Here is a 15,543-nt window from a genome sequence, read left to right as displayed (position 1 = left end):
CAATTCCTTGCCAAGCCTTTTATTAACGGTCAAGTCGGCGCTTTTTTTATCATTTAAAAACAGTTATAGTGACTTGATCAAACTATTTAACCGGCCGGTAACCTTGGCTGAAACGGGAGACGAAACATGGCTTTAGATAGCGTCCACAATTACTACGAGCGTTTGGTATTTAACGAAATCCGTGAAAATTACACTGACTTACTGGACTCTGAAGAACTGGCCGACATGGCGTGTATCGCTCTGAACCGCCTTGAACCTCGTTATATTCGCTATGACATTGATATGTCATTCTTCATGACCCCAGAGCAATACTTGGAAACCGAGAAAAACGTTGCGAAAGCTTGCAAGAAAGCCTACAAAAAAATGCTAAAGTTCCAAGAAACGCAAACACCCGATTTAGAAAGTCGCTCTGAAAACGAAGACTAATCCCAATATCTTTCAAGTTTGATTGATTTTCGTTTAACCCCATTTTCCCTAAAACGATAAAAGGCTTGGCAAGCAAGCCTAAAAGCTCCTGTTTACTGCATTTGCACCCATATTAACTTATACCCACATAAGAAAAACAAGGGAAAGTTCAACTGTCTGTTATGTGGACTTCCAAGTTTTTTTGCTAGACTTCTCCAATTGATTTTTCAGTGGAACTCCGCCATCGCGCTCATGACATTTAATGCCCAAAATTTAAGCTGTATTCGAGCGAATCGCCCTCTATTTAAGCATTTAAGCTTTGAATTAAAGCCTGGAAATCTCTTACTCATTGAAGGCAAGAATGGGGCAGGAAAAACCAGTTTATTGCGAATTCTTTGTGGTTTGCGTATGGCAGATCATGGCGACATTCTCTGGCAGAACCAGTCCATACACAGTGACCGGGTTCGGTTTGCGAAAAACCTTTCTTGGCTGGGGCATCAAAACCCCTTGAAAGCAGAACAAACTGCAATGGAAAACTTACAAACACTCAGCAGTTTAGGACACACAAAAGACGTTAGACTCGAAGAAGCTCTAATCCAAGTTGGCCTAGGAAAAGTCAAACATAAAGCGGTCAAAACCTTTTCTGCCGGCATGCAACGCAGATTAGCTTTAGCAATGTTATTAATAAAGCAAACGCCTTTATGGATTCTTGACGAGCCACAAACTGCACTCGACAAGCATGGAATTGCTCTATTTGAGAAAATGGCGCATCAGCATCTTAAGAATGATGGCATGATTATCATGACCTCTCATCATTCGGTTGGAATTGAAAAACAATTGATCCAGAACCTAAACCTAGGAACTATTGGATGAGTTCGTCATTCCGAGCAGTTTGGCATTTAATCCAAAGAGATTTACGTTTGGCACTTCGCCGCCGCGGAGAGTTTTCTCAAGCCGTCATTTTCTTTGCCTTGGTCGTTCTGCTGTTTCCAATCGGCATTAGCGCCTCAGAAAACTTATTGCGTGAAATCGCGCCCGGATTAATCTGGATTGCTGCGTTACTATCAACCATGTTGGCGCTAGAAACACTGTTCAAAGAAGATTTTCAGGACGGTACTTTGGAGCAATGGGCATTAAGTGAAGCAGGTTTGCTCAGCTTTGCTTGGGGTAGACTGGTTTCTCACTGGATAATCTCTGCCGTACCTTTAATTCTATTAGCTCCAGTTTTAGCGATTTCGTTAAACTTACCGGCCGGTAGCATTTGGGTCTTGGAACTCAGTTTATTATTAGGCACCCCACTCTTAGTATTTGTCGGAGGCATTGGCGTTGCTCTGACCACCGGCTTAAATAAAAGTAGTTTGCTATTACCATTATTAGTGTTGCCATTTTATATTCCGGTGCTGATTTTTGGTGCTAGCGCGGTCGAAGTCAGTGCCAGCGGTTTTTCACCGGCCGGTCAACTTTATGTTTTAGCAGCCCTGTTTGTACTTGCGATAGCACTTGCTCCCTTTGCCGTAGCCAGCGCCTTAAAAATGAGTTTGTCTCAATAAGCAAAGCGTAATTAATTGATAAGCGTTCATTGATTTTGCAAAAGCGACGAAGAGCAAGGACGGTCTTCGCCGAGCCTCCACGGATGGATTCATGGCGTCTTTTGAAAAAATCAATCAACGGCTTTGTAAATAGATAATTTTTAACCAACAAAAAATCTTATGAATGCATTTTTAAAATGGTATTACCGACTCGGTGCACCGAATTACTTTTATCCTTTAGCCGGAAAATTAGCGCCTTGGTTTGCAACGGGGTTTTTCTTGTTGTTGCTCCCTGGACTCTACATGGGGTTGATCACTGCTCCAGCCGATTACCAGCAAGGCGATAGTTTCCGCATTATTTATGTCCATGTGCCGGCTGCGTGGATGTCGATGTTTGTCTATGCCGCAATGGCTGTTGCGGCAGTCATTGCACTGGTGTGGAGAGTGCGAATGGCTGAGATTATGATTATTTCCAGTATTCCAATTGGTGCCAGTTTCACACTCATCGCCCTAGCAACGGGGGCTTTATGGGGTAAACCTATGTGGGGAGCTTGGTGGGTTTGGGACGCTCGCCTCACCTCTGAACTCATTTTACTGTTCATTTATTTAGGCATTTTTGCGCTCTATAACGCGATTGAAGACAAACGAACCGCTGGTCGAGCTATGAGCCTGTTAACACTCGTCGGGGTGGTAAATTTACCAATCATTCATTATTCAGTGATTTGGTGGAATACACTTCACCAAGCGGCAACCGTCAGCAAATTTGATACACCATCCATTCACGTTGATATGCTGATTCCTCTATTGATTATGGCGGCCGCGTTCCAATTTTTGTTTTTGTGGGTATTGATGCTTAAAATGCGTGCAAACTTATTAGAGCAAGATGTCGCAAACGGCTGGGTCAAAAAAATTATCTGGCAGAAACAAGGTAAATTGGAGCAAAAATAATGGCTGAGTTTTTCAATATGGGCGGATATGGCTTCTATGTTTGGGGCTCATTCGGCATTACCGCAATCGTTTTAGTGATGAATGTGCTTCAACCAATCCTACAACATCGACAAGCACTGCGTGAGGCTGATGACTTTTATAGTGAAGAGTCTCTTTAAATAATAAAATTAACACCTTTGTATGGTTTCTAAACACTTACAAACTACACCAAATTGTTTCAAGACAACGATATAAAAACAGAGAAAAACTTTATGAGTCCGGTAAAAAAGAAACGTTTATACATGGTTGTGTTGCTACTATCAGCCGTATCCATTGCGACCTTTTTGATTATCCAAGCATTTAATCAAAACATGATGTTTTTCTACTCAACGACGGAAGTCAAAAACGGTACCGCTCCGGTTGACCGCGACTTTCGTATCGGCGGCTTAGTGGTCAATGGCACGGTGAAACGTGCACAAGATTCATTACTGGTCAGTTTTGAACTGACAGACAGCCAAACACCTGTGACCGTTGAATATACTGGCATTCTCCCCGACCTTTTCCGCGAAGGACAAGGAATTATTGCTAAAGGCCAATTGAATCAGAACGGAGTGTTTGTCGCTAAAGAAGTCCTCGCAAAACATGATGAAAACTATATGCCTCCTGAAGTTCAAGATTCAATTGATAAGGCACACCAGCATCGTGAACAGTTAGTTCAAAATACACAAACACAATTAGAACAGGCGAAAATACAATGATGCCCTCTGAAAACACCGGACTTTTTGCCACATTGGCAATCCCTGAAGTCGGTCACTTCGCCCTCATTCTCTCTTTAAGTTTTGCTTTTGTGTTGGCATCGGTGCCACTTTATGGCGTGCGTCAAAATCATCAACCTTTCATGCAAATAGCTAAAACGGCTGCAATCGGTCAATTTGGTTTTATGGGGCTTGCCTTTGCTTGCTTAATTTATTCCTTTTTAATGGACGACTTTTCGGTGAGCTATGTGGCGGCGAACTCAAATACCGAACTCCCAATCATCTACAAGATTTCGGCAACGTGGGGAGCACATGAAGGCTCTCTACTGCTTTGGGGATGGGTGTTGGCTGGCTGGACGCTGGCGGCCGCCTTTTTAAGCAAACCACTCCCTGAGAACCTTCGAGCCACAATGCTCAGTGTGCTAGGAATGGTTGCGATTGGCTTCACTCTTTTCCTATTGATTACCTCAAACCCATTTGAGCGCATGAGCGAAATTCCTGAACAAGGTCGAAGCTTAAACCCTCTTTTGCAAGACATAGGCTTAGCAATTCACCCACCAATGCTATATTTGGGCTACGTGGGCATGGCAGTCTCTTTTGCCTTTGCGGTTGCGGTATTACTGCATGGCGAATTTAAAATGGCTTGGGCGCATTGGGCAAAACAATTTACCTTGGTGGCTTGGGCATTTCTAACTCTTGGAATCGCCCTTGGAAGTTGGTGGGCCTATTACGAGCTTGGCTGGGGTGGCTGGTGGTTCTGGGATCCGGTTGAAAACGCCTCCTTACTCCCATGGATTATTGCCACAGCCCTCATTCACTCTTTGGGTGTAACGGCGAAACGTGGGATTTTCCAATCTTGGACGATTCTATTAGCCATTCTTGCATTTGGTTTAAGTTTGCTCGGCGCTTTTTTAGTTCGTTCAGGTGTTTTGACTTCCGTGCATGCATTTGCATCCGATCCATCTCGCGGAGTTTTTATTCTGATTTTTCTGGTGGTTGCCGTAGGTCTTTCTCTGTGGCTTTATTCCATCAAAGCAGCGGAGGTTCACCAACGTAAACGCTTTGTAATGGTTTCCAAAGAAAGTTTGTTATTACTGAATAACGTGGTGTTAGTCGCCATGATGGCAACCGTGCTTCTTGGCACAATTTACCCGTTAATCTTAGATGCTCTCGGCATTGCCAAGCTTTCGGTCGGCGCACCTTATTTCAATACCGTGATTGTGCCTTTGACGATTCCTCTTGCTCTAGCAATGGGTTTAGGGTTTGCGGCAAACTGGATTGAAGACCAACCCCAAAGCCTGCTACAACGTTTGTGGCTACCGCTCGTGATCAGTGCGCTGATCGCATTACTGATTCCACTTTTACTGTTACCAAGTGTTGAAGGCTGGGCAATCATCGGGCTATTTATGGCTGCATGGATTGCAAGTACTGCGCTAATGTGGCTGATTCGCGCTCGCCCTCAATCACTTCCAAACTCCATGCAAACCTTTGGGGCGAGTTTGGCGCATATAGGATTTGCCGTGACTATTACGGGGATCACCATGACCTCGATTTACAGCATTGAAAAAGACATTCGTATGGAAATCGGCGAAAGTTACAGCGTAGACGATTATCGATTTGAATTTTTGGGCGTAAAACAGCAAGAAGTTGCCAACTACCTAACTTCGAAGGGTGAAGTTAAGGTGTACGAAAACGGCCAGCTTATCAACACACTCTATCCTGAAAAACGTTTGTATTTAAGCCAAACTATGCCGATGACAGAAGCAGGGATTGATGCTGGCTTAAGCCGTGATCTATTTGTCGCGTTAGGCGAACAACTGACCGATACCGCTTGGTCAATGCGTGTGCAATACAAGCCGTTTATTCGATGGATTTGGTTAGGTGCGATTCTTATGGCTCTCGGAGCATTCCTGGCAATTTGGCAATCTCGAATGAAAACTTCGAATACATCCCCCCAATCAACCAAGAGAAAAGAATCTTTACCGGCCGGTAAAAAATTGACGGAGACGGCATGAAAAAGCAGTTGATTCCACTGGGAATTTTTGCCATTCTCATTGCCTTCTTAGGCATAGGATTAACCCTAAACCCCAAAGACGTGCCATCACCTTTAATTGGCAAACAGGCTCCAATACTCGAATTACAACAACTTAAATTCAACAAATCATTTAACACACATGATTTATTAGGCGAGCCTTGGGTTTTGAATATTTGGGCATCTTGGTGTACCTCATGCCGCCAAGAGCATAAACTATTCAATCAACTCGCTAAACAATACCCCGTGACATTAGTCGGCTTAAACTTCAAAGACCAAGAAGATTATGCAAAACAGTGGCTGAAAGAACTCGGCAACCCGTATAAATTGGTTTTGCATGATCCAGAAGGAAAATCTGGAATTGATTGGGGCGTTTACGGTGTACCAGAAACCTTTGTTATTGATCATCTAGGGGTGATTCGGCATAAATTTACCGGCCCGGTCACAAAGGAATTAATCGAAACCACATTGGTTCCCCTGCTTGAACAAATTAAACAAGAGCAAACCCTATAATGCACGCGACAATCAAACATTTTTTTGTCATCACCTACCTTTTGGCAAGCTTCTTTTTGACATTGTCACACGCTTCAATTGAAACTTATCAATTTGATAATCCTCAACAAGAGGCAGACTATAAAGAACTGATTTTTGAACTGCGTTGCTTGGTCTGTCAAAACCAAAATTTAGCTGATTCCAATGCGGGGCTAGCTAAAGATCTTCGAGAACAAGTTCACAAACTATTGGTCGAAGACAAGGCGAGTAAACAGGACGTGATTGATTACATGGTCGCTCGCTATGGTGAGTTTGTGCTCTATAAACCACCAGTTGAAAGCCACACGCTATTACTCTGGGCAGGGCCTTTACTATTTTTAGTTATTGGTTTAATTGCCCTATTGCGTTTTATCAACGCCCAAAAAAACGCACCGGATGAACCTCTCGACCCTAATCTTAAAAATTAACTTAAGCCGAGGCTAAAAAGGAAATTCAGTTATGACAACGCTCGCCATTTGGTTCTCTGTTTTATTGGTCATTGCTTTGGCTCTGCTCTTGTGGCCATTACTTAAAAACAATCAACTCCAATCCGCAGACAATACACAAGGCACTCTCACTCGTAAACACTCAAAAGTCCTCTTAGGAATCGGATTGTTTGTACCAGTTTTTACCATGGCAATGTACTTCACACTCGGCACACCACAATTTGCTGATATTTCAAAAAGTCAGATTCAGCCTGAAGTAGTCACTTTAGTCGATAAACTTGAATTGCGTTTACAACAAGATCCTAAAGACCTTACTGGTTGGTTACTTTTAGGGCGATCTTATATGGTCGAAGAAAATCTCCCGAAAGCGATCCAAGCTTACGAAAAAGCACTAAAACTAGCACCTAAAGACCTGCGGGTACTTCTGCCACTTGCAGATGCTTTAGCAATTCAGGAAAAAGGTAAACTCAATGATCAAGCCTATCAATTATTACAAACCGCCTATGAAGTCGATTCAAAAAACGCCATGACATTATGGCTACTCGGTATGGCCGAGAAACAGCGGAACAATCCTCAACAGGCGACCGATTACTGGTTAAGTTTATATGACATACTTCCCAAAGATCATGCGGATCGTACAACCGTTTTAGGACTTCTGTCGTCTGTCGGTTATATTCCTGGTATGCACGACTTTTCAGCCATCTCCAAACAAGAAACTCCGTCAAAGCCAATTAAGAGTGCCACATCTACTGAAGCTGAAAAACAAGAATTGCCAGCGCAAAATATGAATTTTAATAGCCAAGCAACCATCAAACATTTTGATGAAGCGCAATTTACGTTGGAAATTTCCGAGGCATTCAAGCAGAAATACCCTACTGCAATTATGTTTTTGTATGCCAAACAGCACTCGGGTGGAATGCCGATGCCGATTGCCGCAATTCAGCATTCCTTACAAAGCTTACCGGCCGGTAAAAATACACTTTACTTAACAGAAAAAGACATTTTACTACCTGAAATAGAGCTAAAATCCTTTCATCGCCTGATTCTTGGCTATCGTATCTCATCCAGTAATAAAGTTGACCAATCCACCGTTATTCAAAAACAGGAACAGACTGTAAACGCTGGAGAAGCCGCTAAATTCATCATAAAACCTTAATATTAATATTTACTGGAATAAGTTTTCCCTATTAGTCATTAAATTTACTTTCTTGTGACTAAATTTTTTCTTTATTACCATACGAGCTACATTGAAACAGAGGGATTTTTATCCCCTAACAAATTAACTCTATGCAACTTTTATTCGCAACATCCGCATTGCGAATGATTAACAAAAGAAAAAACCACATGTTTAATAAAAAAACTGGACTATTCCTAGCAATTTTTGCTCTCGGCTTTGCATCATTCGGTGCAATGAATGCCTTTTTTTCCTACACAAATACCACTGAATTCTGCACATCTTGTCACAGCATGAAAGTAAACTTGGTTGAATACCAAGACACTATTCACTACAAAAGCGCATCTGGTGTCCGCGCTGAATGTGCAGATTGCCACGTACCAAAAGAGTTCCTTCCTAAGCTAAAAGCTAAAATTATTGCAGCAAAAGACGTTTACCACGAATTTCTAGGAGATTTTGCGGTGAGCGACGAGTTAAAGAACGATCCAGAAGCTTACTTAGAGCACTACAACGAACATCGCTGGGATATGGCAAATGCCGTATGGGACAAAATGCGTGCATCAGATTCGCGTGAGTGTAAAACTTGCCACTCTTTTGCAGCGATGGATTTTGACGAGCAAGGTAAATCAGCGGCTCGCAAACACCCTCGTGCAATGGAAGACGGCAAAACTTGTATCGATTGCCATAAAGGTATTGCTCATACAGAGCCTGAAGATCCAAACCTAGAATTAGATTTAGATCTTTCCGCTGACGCAGCAGATCACATTTTGCCTAAAAAATAATCATATTTTAGGGTGGATTACTCGTTACTCCACCCTAAAGGCCTTGGCCAACTTTTACCAGTTTATTACTGGAACAAACCTAGACTCTTGAGGAGGAGTTTACATGAAAAAAGCTAACTCAAGCTTGATTGCAGGAGCAATCCTTGCCAGCACCATGCTGGTTTCAAACAGTGCCTATGCACTCGACCGCGGTGAACTACTTGCCAACACTTGTGCAGGTTGTCACGGTCCTATGGGCGTAAGTCACGGCCCTGCCACCCCTACTATCGCTGGTATGGGTGTTGAATATTTTGTTGAATCAATGGAAGCCTACAAGTCTGGTGACCGCCCTTCAACCATCATGACACGTATTGCAAAAGGTTATTCAACTGAAGATTTCCAAGCAATGGGTGAATACTTCTCAAAACAGAAATACATTTCTGCAGAACAAACTGCTAACGATAAACTTGCCAAAGCAGGTGAGAAACTGCATGACAAATTCTGTGAAAAATGTCACACAGAAGCAGGTTCTTTAGCTGAAGATGAGTCAGGTATTCTTGCAGGTCAATGGAAACCATACCTTCACTATAACCTGCATGATTTCACTTCTGGAAACCGTGAAATGCCAAAGAAAATGGCTAAAAAGCTAAACGCGCTTTATGACAAATACGGTCAAGAAGGGATTGATGCCCTTGTTGAATTCTACGCGACCAAGTAAGCAGGAGTTGAAAGCATGACAAACCTATCTAGACGTAACTTAATTAAAGCAACTGCAGCGACAGCCGTCGGTGTCGCTGCCGCTTCTCAATCTTCTATCGCTTCAGCCGCTGGCAAGAAAGTAGTCATTGTCGGTGGTGGTATCGGTGGTGCAACTGCTGCAAACTACCTAAAGAAAATGGATTCTTCAATTGATGTTACTATCATTGAATATAACAAAGATTACTACACGTGCTTCATGTCAAACGAAGTCATCGGTGGTAACCGTGATATCGAATCTATCCATTTCACCTATGAAAAGCTAAAAGCTAAAGGTGTTAACGTAATTTTTGACACCGTAACAGGTATTGATGCAAAAGCTCAAACTGTTCAGACCAAAGGTGGCCAATCTGTTGCCTACGATCGTTGTATCGTTTCTCCTGGTGTTGATTACAAATGGGAAGCCATTGAAGGTTACAATGCGGATGTTGCAGCGAACACTGCACCTCACGCTTGGAAAGCAGGTCCTCAAACAAAATTGCTTCGTAAGCAACTAGAAGAAATGAAAGATGGCGGCACAGTAGTTATTGCTTGCCCACCAAATCCATTCCGTTGTCCTCCTGGACCTTATGAGCGTATTTCACAAATTGCCGCTTATCTAAAAGAAAACAAGCCTAAGTCAAAAATCATTGCACTTGATCCAAAAAACAAGTTCTCTAAATTTGGTCTATTCATGGATGGCTGGAAACGTCACTATGGTTATGGCACTGATGCTTCAATCATCAAATGGGTGAAAGCCGATGAAGGCGGTAAAGTTGTTAAAGTTGATGCGGCAACGAAAACGGTTACAACAGACTCAGGTGACACTTATAAAGCGGATGTTCTTAACATCATTCCACCACAAAAAGCTGGAAAAATTGCTTTTGATGCTGGCCTAACAGAAGGCGATTGGTGCCCTGTTGAACACAAAACTTTTGAGTCAAAGATTCACAAAAACATCCACGTTATTGGTGATTCTTCAATTGCATCTCCAATGCCTAAATCAGGATACTCAGCTAACTCACAAGCAAAAGTTTGTGCCGCAGCTGTTGCTTCACTTCTGAATGGTGTTGAAATGGTTGAACCTTCATGGGTTAACACTTGCTACTCAGTTATCGCACCTAAAGTTGATGGTATTTCTGTTGCGATGGTCTATGCCTATGAAGGTGGTAAGATTGTTAAAGTTAAGGGCTCTGGTGGCTTAACAGGCGCTTATGATGCAGAGCTTCGTAAACGTGAAGTTCTATATGCGCACTCTTGGTTCGCAAACATCACAGCAGATACTTTTGGGTAATTTTTAGCCAATGTTCTTTCTCTAAAAGCCTCGCTTTAGCGGGGCTTTTTTGTATGCACATCCCTTTCTTTGTGCCTCTATTAATAGCCAAACAAAAACCTCATAAGTCTTACTGATTTAAAGCTTATAAACCAGATTGCTATAATTCATCTAACTTTAATTCTGGATAAAGCGTTAATCCTAATACGTTTGCATTACTTAAAGGAACGCCTATGGCATTACAAAAAATCAGCACCAAAATTTTAGCAGCGCTTTTAGTTGTTGGAATTGTCCCAATGATTATCACCGCTTGGATAGCCAACTCAAGTAGCAAAGAAGCACTGAAACAGCAAACACTTCACCAATTGGAAGCGGTTCGAGATATCAAAGCCACCGCCTTATCGAATTATCTTAAAGACATTAACAATCAGCTGACCAATCTCGCAACCAACCAAACGATTATTGAAACCATGGATAACTTTGCCATTGATTTTCCATCCTTTGGAGGATCAGAAGACGGTATGGATGAGGGAGATCCTGGTGCTCTAGAAGAGAATAAAAAACTTGTGACTGAGTACTGGAAAACTCAATTCGGCCCTGAGTACAAAAAACAGAATCCTGATTTGAATACTCCCGACTATGACGCAATGCTTGGTCAAATGAACAATACGGCCTATGCTCTTCAAGCCGCATTTATCGCAAAAAATCCAAATCCGCTAGGCCAAAAAAACCTATTAAATGAATTGGAAGACGAGGGTCGATATGGCTACAACAAATACCACCATATTGTGCACGCTTGGCTAAATGATTACTTACAGCGCTTTGGGTTCTATGACATTTTCCTAATCGACAATTCAGGCAATGTTGTCTATAGCGTTTTCAAAGAATTAGATTTTGCAACCAACCTAGATACAGGCCCTTGGAAAGATTCCGGATTAGCCGAAGTCTACAACCAAGCTAAAGAATTACAGCTAGGCGAGTCAACTTTCACAGACCTCTCTTTATATACACCTTCTTACAATGCACCGGCCGGGTTCGGCGCAACCCCTATTTTTAAAACCAGTCGTCGTGGAAAAATCAGTCGAATTGGAACCCTTGTTTTTCAAATGCCATTAGATCGAATCAGTGCCATCATGGAACAGCGCAATGGTCTTGGGGAAACAGGGGAAACCTATTTGGTCGGTACAGATGGACTAATGCGTTCTAACTCAATACTCAGATCAGACCATTACACAGTTATTCACTCGTATCGCAACCCTGAAACGACTCGAAATCAAAGCAAGAGTGTTATTCAAGCATCAGAGGGAAATACTGGAGAAATTGAAATTTCACGCAACGGCACCCCTTATTTTTCAGCCTTTACGCCTATTGAGGAAAACGGTCTTAAATGGGTACTCCTTGCAGAGATGCAAACTGGCGAAGCACTCGCCGCTGCAAATCAAGTTCAAAACTATGCAATGATATTAGTCCTTGTGATGGCGATAGTTATCTTAGTATTTGGTAAATTACTTGCCAACACCATCAGCCGCCCGATATTGTCACTGGCTAACTTAATGGCACAAGTCAAAAAAGATTTCCATTTTAGCAAACGCTGCCAAATTCATTCCAAAGATGAAATTGGACAAGCTGCTCAGGCCTTTAATGATTTGCTCGACTCAACCGAATCGGCGCTTCAATCGGTAAATTCAACCATGAAACAAATCTCGGCAGGTAAATTTGAACATCGAATTACTGCTGACCTTCAAGGCGATTTAAAGCTTTTGAAAGAAAACGTCAACGCCTCTGCTGATAGTGTGCAAAACACTATGCAACATTTGACAAAGGCCATGGAAGCAATTCGCCATGGTGACTTCTCTATGCGCCTTGGAAATGAAGTCAAAGGTGAATTCAAGGACAGTGTGAACAAGGCACTCTCTACGATGGAACAAGCTATTCAGGAAGTTGGTGAAGTCATCCATGCACTGAGCGAAGGAAATTTAGATCAGCGTGTCACCGGTGAGCTTGAAGGCGATTTACACGAACTCAAACAACACACCAATAACTCGATTGATCGACTTGAAATTGCTTTTGACCATATCGTTGATGCCGTCATCGCACAAAGCCAAGGCGATTTAACCGTACAAATTCACCAAGAAATGCATGGTGATTTAAATAAACTCAAACAAGCACTGAATGAAAGCTCATCGAACTTAAATCAAGTTGTCAGCAGCGTTATCTCAACCGCGAATACCGTTAACCAAGCAAGTCTAGAGGTAAGCGCAGGCAATAACGACTTAAATCAGCGCACCCAATCTCAAGCCGCCTCATTGGAAGAGACCGCCGCTGCAATGGAAGAACTGACATCCACAATCAGCAATAACACCAGTAATTCACTCAACGCAGATCAGCTTGCCAAAGAAGCTATGCACCAGACCGAAGAAGGTCAAAAAATTATGCAGGAAACTGAACAAGCAATTACTGACATTCATCATTCCAGTAAACAAATTGAGGAAATTACTGGTCTGATTGACTCTATCGCCTTCCAAACTAATTTACTCGCCCTCAATGCCGCAGTTGAAGCCGCTAGAGCCGGTGAGCATGGACGAGGATTTGCAGTCGTTGCCGGTGAAGTTAGAACGCTTGCTGGAAAATCTGCCGATGCAGCAAAAGAGATTAAAACACTCATCGAAAACACCGTCAGTAGCATAGAGCATGGAACGCAAAAAATAACAGCAACAGGGCAATCGCTCGAACAAATCAATCATTCAATCATCAAAGTCGCTGAACGTGTTGCAGAGATTTCTGCCGCTTCACAAGAACAACAGCAAGGCGTAACGCAAATTAATCATGCCATCGCTGATATTGACAATGGTACGCAACAAAATGCTGCTTTGGTTGAAGAAACCACTGCGGCGGCCGAATCTTTGACGAAACAAAGCTCGGACTTAAAACAAGCGGTTTCACATTTTAAGGTGGGAACGAATACCAAGCTAATTTCATAACTCTCTTGATACAAATCATTGGCATAAAAAAACCGGCCGGTAAAAATTATTTACCGGCCGGTTTCTTTTTGCTCGAACAAATTGAATGCCTTAATCTAAGAAGCTTTTCAAACGCTCGGCGCGACTTGGGTGACGTAACTTACGCAACGCTTTCGCTTCAATCTGACGAATACGCTCACGCGTGACATCAAATTGCTTTCCAACCTCTTCTAAAGTATGGTCCGTATTCATGCTCAAACCAAAACGCATACGAAGCACTTTCGCTTCACGAGGCGTAAGGGTATTCAACATTTCGCGAACGGTTTCCAAGCGCCCTTCCGAATCGGCCGCATCTTGCGGTGACAAGATGTTGGAATCCTCAATAAAGTCACCCAATGACGAATCTTCATCATCACCAATTGGCGTTTCCATTGAGATAGGCTCTTTAGCAATTTTCATCACTTTGCGAATCTTATCTTCCGGCATTTCCATCTCTTCAGCCAACTCTTCTGGTGTCGGTTCACGACCCATTTTTTGCAAAAGTTGACGCTGAATACGATTCAACTTGTTAATCGTTTCAATCATATGCACAGGAATACGAATCGTACGCGCTTGGTCAGCAATAGAACGCGTGATTGCCTGACGAATCCACCAAGTCGCATAGGTCGAGAATTTGTAACCACGACGGTACTCAAATTTCTCAACCGCTTTCATCAAACCGATATTCCCTTCTTGAATCAAATCCAAGAACTGCAACCCACGGTTGGTATACTTCTTCGCAATCGAGATAACCAATCGAAGGTTAGCCTCAATCATTTCGCGCTTCGCAGCACGCGCATTGGTTTCAGCTTTACTGAGCTCTTTATAGGTACTCTTGAAAGCGCTAATCGCCATACGCTCTTGTTTTTCAATCATTCCAAGACGTTTTTGTGCGCGTTTAACATCCACAGCAACCGTTTCGAGTTTTGATGCTAAATCAGGACAAGCAGCTTGTAATTTTGCAACCAAGTCGTAATCAGTTTCGGAACCAATAAACGTTTCCAAAAATAGTGGACGAGGGACTTTTACGCGACGTTGAACCAGATTAACAACAATTCCTTCTTGCTCACGAATTTGTGTCACACGATCTTTAATATGGCGAATTTTCTTATTGGTAAAAATCGGAGTGATTTTAATACCTTGAAGATGGCTAACGACTTCCGCACGCTTCTCTTCTGCTTCAGGAGCCGCATGACCGAATTCTTTCTCAACGTCTAACGCTGCATTTTGCAGTTCGCGTAACTTATCCAAGAATGCTTTAAGTTCTTCTTCGTTGATACCATCTTCTTTTGGCTCTTGGTTGTCACTATCCGGTGACAACTCCTCAACAGGAATATCAATTAAGTCTTCTGGACGAATAAAGCCTTGAACCACATCGGCAACTTTCCCTTCACCGTGTTCCATTCTGTCGAATGCAACCAAAATATCGCGTGCGAAATTTGGATATTTCGCTAGCGCATCCATCATGTCGCGGATGCCCCATTCAATTCGTTTCGCAATATCAATCTCACCAGCTCGGTCAAGCAACTCTACAGACCCCATTTCACGCATATACATACGCACAGGATCAGTCGTACGACCAAACTCACTGTCAACTTCTGCAAGTGCTGCCAAGGCGGCTTCCGCAGCGGCATCGTCAAAGGCTCCACCTTCTTGCGCCATCAGCTCATCTTCATCTGGCGCACTTTCAAACATCTGGATACCAAAGTCTTTCAGAATCGTTAGCACCTGACCCAACTGATCCTCTTCGATATCATCTGGCAAAACATCGTTAACATCGGCAAACGTCAAGTAGCCAAGTTCTTTTGCGCGTTCAATCAGATCAATTAACTGCTGTTTTCTTTCGACTTTGGTCATTTTTTATCCCGATTTGGTCAGCAAGCGTGCTATCTTGCTGGTTGAGTTTGAAAAAGTGCCGTTCTGGCTCGGTTGCACCTAAGCCATAAAAATTAGGACAGAGTATTATAGGCAAAATT

Annotated in this window: 15 protein-coding genes; 14 read left to right on the top strand and 1 reads right to left on the bottom strand. The window is 42.7% G+C overall.

The genetic code is table 11. The features are described 5' to 3' along the window. The first annotated feature begins 126 nt into the window (after positions 1-126). The 14 genes from D9T12_RS02755 (at position 127) to D9T12_RS02690 (ending at position 13,549) form a co-directional block, all read left to right on the top strand. Complete coding sequence (locus tag D9T12_RS02755; RefSeq protein WP_130536742.1) at positions 127-426, top strand: late competence development ComFB family protein; 300 nt, start codon at positions 127-129, stop codon at positions 424-426. A 231-nt stretch (positions 427-657) separates the two neighbouring features. After that, entirely contained in the window at positions 658-1,278 is a 621-nt protein-coding gene (ccmA, locus tag D9T12_RS02750; RefSeq protein ID WP_130536741.1) for a cytochrome c biogenesis heme-transporting ATPase CcmA, read from the top strand. Continuing rightward, positions 1,275-1,955 carry a heme exporter protein CcmB gene (gene ccmB, locus D9T12_RS02745; RefSeq protein ID WP_130536740.1) on the top strand — a complete coding sequence of 227 codons (681 nt, stop codon included), beginning with the start codon at positions 1,275-1,277 and terminating at the stop codon, positions 1,953-1,955. Before ccmA ends, ccmB begins: the two co-directional genes overlap by 4 nt. 159 nt (positions 1,956-2,114) lie before the next feature. Beyond that, complete coding sequence (locus D9T12_RS02740) at positions 2,115-2,882, top strand: heme ABC transporter permease (protein ID WP_130536739.1); 768 nt, start codon at positions 2,115-2,117, stop codon at positions 2,880-2,882. Next, a complete protein-coding gene (ccmD, locus tag D9T12_RS02735; protein WP_130536738.1) occupies positions 2,882-3,040 on the top strand; it encodes a heme exporter protein CcmD in 159 nt (52 codons plus the stop codon). Before D9T12_RS02740 ends, ccmD begins: the two co-directional genes overlap by 1 nt. Positions 3,041-3,133: 93 nt before the next feature. Beyond that, positions 3,134-3,619 carry a cytochrome c maturation protein CcmE gene (gene ccmE / locus D9T12_RS02730; protein WP_130536737.1) on the top strand — a complete coding sequence of 162 codons (486 nt, stop codon included), beginning with the start codon at positions 3,134-3,136 and terminating at the stop codon, positions 3,617-3,619. Further along, positions 3,616-5,631, top strand: a complete 2,016-nt coding sequence (locus D9T12_RS02725) for a heme lyase CcmF/NrfE family subunit (RefSeq protein ID WP_240693219.1) — start codon at positions 3,616-3,618, stop codon at positions 5,629-5,631. The genes ccmE and D9T12_RS02725 overlap by 4 nt, the downstream gene beginning before the upstream one ends. Then, positions 5,628-6,161, top strand: coding sequence for a DsbE family thiol:disulfide interchange protein (locus tag D9T12_RS02720; RefSeq protein ID WP_130536736.1), 534 nt, complete (start codon positions 5,628-5,630; stop codon positions 6,159-6,161). Before D9T12_RS02725 ends, D9T12_RS02720 begins: the two co-directional genes overlap by 4 nt. Further along, entirely contained in the window at positions 6,161-6,607 is a 447-nt protein-coding gene (locus tag D9T12_RS02715; RefSeq protein WP_130536735.1) for a cytochrome c-type biogenesis protein, read from the top strand. The genes D9T12_RS02720 and D9T12_RS02715 overlap by 1 nt, the downstream gene beginning before the upstream one ends. A gap of 31 nt (positions 6,608-6,638) precedes the next feature. After that, entirely contained in the window at positions 6,639-7,781 is a 1,143-nt protein-coding gene (locus tag D9T12_RS02710) for a tetratricopeptide repeat protein (RefSeq protein WP_130536734.1), read from the top strand. 188 nt (positions 7,782-7,969) lie between these two features. Then, positions 7,970-8,581, top strand: a complete 612-nt coding sequence (locus D9T12_RS02705) for a NapC/NirT family cytochrome c (protein WP_165395022.1) — start codon at positions 7,970-7,972, stop codon at positions 8,579-8,581. 103 nt (positions 8,582-8,684) lie between these two features. Further along, complete coding sequence (locus tag D9T12_RS02700) at positions 8,685-9,278, top strand: c-type cytochrome (RefSeq protein ID WP_130536733.1); 594 nt, start codon at positions 8,685-8,687, stop codon at positions 9,276-9,278. Between the two features lie 15 nt (positions 9,279-9,293). Further along, on the top strand, positions 9,294-10,589 hold the full coding sequence (locus D9T12_RS02695; protein ID WP_130536732.1) for an NAD(P)/FAD-dependent oxidoreductase: 1,296 nt from the start codon (positions 9,294-9,296) through the stop codon (positions 10,587-10,589). Positions 10,590-10,801: 212 nt separating this feature from the next. Further along, complete coding sequence (locus D9T12_RS02690; RefSeq protein WP_130536731.1) at positions 10,802-13,549, top strand: methyl-accepting chemotaxis protein; 2,748 nt, start codon at positions 10,802-10,804, stop codon at positions 13,547-13,549. Positions 13,550-13,639: 90 nt separating this feature from the next. Here the strand turns inward: D9T12_RS02690 and rpoD are convergent, their stop codons facing one another. Further along, the gene (rpoD, locus tag D9T12_RS02685; RefSeq protein WP_130536730.1) at positions 13,640-15,424 is read right to left on the bottom strand and encodes an RNA polymerase sigma factor RpoD; all 1,785 of its coding nucleotides are present in this window, start codon (positions 15,422-15,424) and stop codon (positions 13,640-13,642) included. Between the last annotated feature and the right edge of the window lie 119 nt (positions 15,425-15,543).

This window comes from Thiomicrorhabdus indica, from assembly GCF_004293625.1.
Classification (GTDB): Bacteria; Pseudomonadota; Gammaproteobacteria; order Thiomicrospirales; family Thiomicrospiraceae; genus Thiomicrorhabdus; species Thiomicrorhabdus indica.
Note: the sequence above shows the minus strand (reverse complement) of the source record. Positions and strands in the feature narration are given on the sequence as shown.